The 4,065-nt window shown below is 47.6% G+C and carries 1 protein-coding gene; it reads right to left on the minus strand.

The features are described 5' to 3' along the window. Positions 1-282: 282 nt before the first annotated feature. On the minus strand, positions 283-3,831 hold the full coding sequence (locus tag P5674_RS12680) for a helicase-related protein (protein WP_315670026.1): 3,549 nt from the start codon (positions 3,829-3,831) through the stop codon (positions 283-285). Between the last annotated feature and the right edge of the window lie 234 nt (positions 3,832-4,065).

Genomic DNA, 4,065 nt, shown 5'->3' on the forward strand with positions numbered 1-4,065 from the left:
TTTATATCCCGGTGGGGTCCGAGTTAACGTAGGGTGCGTCAGAGGGATAACCTACCGGGTTAACGGCAAATTTTATTAATCTGACGCACCACCTACAATCATCAATCATCAATCATCAATTATCCCGTGGAGTGGGGCGGGTTTATTTATATCCCGGTCGGGTCCGAGAATTGACAGCAGAACCCGCCCCTACAATTATTAATTATAGGGGTTCGGTGGATTGGTGAGGTAATTTGCAAAGCCCCTCTCCCCTGTTGGGAGAGGGGTTTGGGGTGAGGGCTATCAATTGTCCATAATTTCCCCCCGTCCCCATAGTTTTTGCCAATTATAATTAATGCTGTGGGCGGCAAAATCGGGCTCTTGTTGAAACGGTTGGCGCACATAGCGCAGCCGATCGCTGGGAACTTCCACCAATGCTAGAATATAACTATCAGGTCGGTTAAAAGCCGTCAAAATCTCGTTTTTTGTTACCGTCACCGTTTGCGCCCCCTCAATGCGTCCTTTCACTTCAATAAAGCGCAATTGTCCGGTTTCGGGAATGACAGACTCGATATCATAACCGCACTTTTCGGCGCTAACGTCTCGCGGCTCATAGCCTAACTCCCTTTCCTTCTGCATAACCGCCTCCATTGCCGCTAATTCCACCGCTTCCCGGTTTTGGGAAAAAGTGTCGGAAATCTTCGGCGAGGGGGGTTGTCGGGCTGCCAGACGGTGGCTGGGAATGATTAAAGCTACCCCTACCAACAGGGGCGGCTGAGGGGAAAGTTTTCTTTCTAGTTCGAGTTCACTGAGCCGTTTTTCTAGGCGGGTGGCTAACTCATCGGCTCGTTGCTGGGCTTTGGTAGAGTTAAGTTTGGCGTTGGGTTTCCCGGCTTGCTCCTGAAGGCGCAAATCTACCGCTCTTTGGTCCCAATAGTTAATTTCCTTGGTGAGTCGGTCTTTTACGGCTGCTAGGGTTTTATCAATAAGTTCCTGTTTGGGTTTCTGGACTTCCGCCAAATGGGATGGGACTAGGTGGGTGATGGCGTAGTTAATCGCCTGTTTTTCGATGTCCTGTGGGAAGGTGAGGCTGGGTAAAATCTGGCCGATCGCCTTTTGTTCGTCTTCGGTGAGGGGGCGATAGTCCAAATAAGGCGCATATCCCCCATTAATGACTTCCGAGACAGTGGGGAAGTCCTCGGTAAACGGATTACAGGAAAGTTCTACATATTGCATCCTACGGGAAACTAACCGGCGCTGTCCGTTGGAGTCGGTGCGCGCATCCTGAATGCTATGTTCAAGATACACTAAGATTCTCTCCGTCTGAGAGTTGGGGTTTTCATCGACTAAAATAGTCCCCTGACGCAAGAGATTCCGATGACGTTCTAAAATCAGGTCTAGGGTAGCATCAAGGAGGGGATGACCCGGACAAATCAGGTCGGCTATGGGTTTACCCGAAACGCTGATCAGGTCCTTGTCAAAGCAAATGCGCTCATAACTGTTAAGTATAGGTTCAGCGAGTCCAATTTGGCGATCGCGATGACGAATGACCGCCGGAACATGGGTAATTTGATAGCGTTGGGGTTCCCTGGGGCGCAGGTTTCCCCCCAAGCGGGTGAAGGCTTCCTGGAAAAATAAGCCGATAAAATGGGGTTGGAGTTTCCGCGCTTGCGCCCTTTCCATGTCTTCGCGAATGGCTTGGACTCTGGTGATGTCTAGGGAGTCCCTCGCGAGGGCTTTTTCTTCGATCAGTTTTTGCAGATATTCCCGGTTGAGGCGATCGCTAACTAATTGCTGCTGTTTGGCTTTAATATCAGGGCGATCGCCATAGCGAATAGCCTCAATGAGTAACTCCCGCAATTCTACCTGGGCGATCGCTTTTCCCAACACATCAAACACCTGACCCCCCAAGGCTTTTTGCTCAATTTCTAATTTCCGCAACAGGGATAAATATACATCCCCCTCCCGGGTTTCCCCCGCTACCAAATTCCACAAATGACAAACTTCCGTCTGTCCGATCCGGTGAATGCGCCCAAATCTCTGCTCTAAACGATTGGGATTCCAAGGTAGGTCATAATTAACCATAAGATAAGCCCGTTGTAGGTTAATTCCTTCCCCGGCTGCGTCGGTGGCTACCAATACCTGGATATTAACATCCTGTTTAAAGGCTTCCTCGGCTTTTTTGCGCTCCTCCCGTCCCATACCTCCATGAATGGTAACTACCGCTTCTGGACGACCTAACAGGGTTCTAATGCGATCGCGCAAATAGTTAAGGGTGTCGCGATGTTCGGTAAAAATTACCAGTTTCGGCAAGGTTTTCGGTGCTATTTCCCCGTCGCTATTGTGGGGTTTGGGGGTAAAAAATTCCCCCTCAATTACCTGGGATAATTGTTCCCATTTACAATCTTTCCCACTCTGGCGCACCCGTTGGGCTAAATCTTCCAGTTGGCGCAGATGTTCGATTTCTGTTTGCAATTCCTGAATAGTCCGAGAAGCCGTCGCTAGATCCACAACTTCGGTTTCGATGTTTTCCCTTTCGCTACTGGCTGCGTCTTCAAAATCATCATCAATATCTTCTTGATTAATCACCATCCCCTGGTCTAGTTTGGCGTTGATTTCTCGGTGCATTAGTTGTTCTTCCCGCAGTCTTTTTTGGAGGCGATCGCGCCGCCTTTTCAGAGACTGACAAATGGCTTCGGGAGAGGAAGCCAGACGACGCTGGAGAATGGTTAAGGCAAAACCTACGGTTCCTTTACGTCCTTTTTGGGTGAGGGTATCGGCGCGGTTAAATTCTTCTTTCACATAGTCGGTTACCCGTTTATATAGAATCGCTTCCAACTCCGAAAGACGATATTCTACCGTGTGGGCGCGACGTTCCGGAAACAGGGGGCGACCATCAAATTTTAGCAGGTTTTCTTTAATCAGACGACGCATCAAGTCCGAGGTATCGCAGACATGGACACCATCCCGAAATTTCCCCTCAAAGCGATCGCCATCCAACAGAGCCAAAAATAGTTGAAAATCCTCTTCCTTTCCATTGTGTGGCGTGGCGGTCATCAGCACAAAATGGCGGGTTAAACTCGACAGAAGTTTCCCCAATTTGTAGCGTTTAGTTTCCCGAATTTCCCCCCCAAAAAAGGAAGCCGACAATTTATGGGCTTCATCAACTACCACCAAATCCCAATCAGTTTGGTTGAGTTTCGCCTGTAATTGAGGATTCCGGCTAAGTTTATCTAACTGTGCTATCAATAGGGGAATTTCTGTAAAGGCGTTTCCGGTGCGGGCTGCTTCAAGGCGATCGTTCGTTAAAATTTCAAAAGGTAGGTGAAACTTCTGATATAATTCATCCTGCCATTGTATCGCCAAACTCCCCGGACAGACAATTAAACACTTTTGTAAATCCCCCCTAATTAGCAATTCCCGGATAAATAATCCCGCCATAATAGTTTTACCCGCCCCCGGGTCATCCGCCAACAGAAACCGCAGAGGTTGACGGTTCAGCATTTGGTTATAAACCGCATCAATTTGGTGTGGGAGAGGTTCCACCAAAGAAGTATGAACAGCCAGCCGAGGGTCAAACAAATGGGCGAGGCGAATGCGGTGCGCTTCCGACACCAGCCTAAATATAGCACCATCTCCGTTAAAACTCCAAGGCTGTCCATCAGTCACAATTTCTAAGGTTTCTTGGTCACTCCTAAATAGTAGTTGATTATTAGGTTTCCCCCGACTATCTTTATAAGTCAATTCAATCACATCGCTACTACACCAATTGGCATCAATAACCGTGACATTTTCCCTCGGCAAAATCCCTTTAATAATTGTACCACGAGTTATATCTTCTAGTCTAATCATATCCCTCAATTTAAAATTATCAATCTGTTATCTCGTAGGGTGCGTCAGAAGGATAACCTAGCGGGTTAACGGCAAATTTTCTTAATCTGACGCACCACTACAATCATCAATCATCAATCATCAATTATCCATTATCCATTATCCATTATCCATTATCCATTAATAATTATCAATCATCAATTATCCGGTGAGGTGGGGCGGGTTTATTAAGTTATCTAGTAGGGTGCGTCAGAA

The sequence above is a fragment of the Limnospira sp. PMC 289.06 genome, from assembly GCF_032350395.1.
In the GTDB taxonomy this organism is placed as follows: domain Bacteria; phylum Cyanobacteriota; class Cyanobacteriia; order Cyanobacteriales; family Microcoleaceae; genus Limnospira; species Limnospira platensis.

Excerpts from the sequence above, each read along its gene's own strand:
- P5674_RS12680 (WP_315670026.1), bottom strand. The coding sequence starts at position 3,831 with ATGATTAGACTAGAAGATATAACTCGTGGTACAATTATTAAAGGGATT.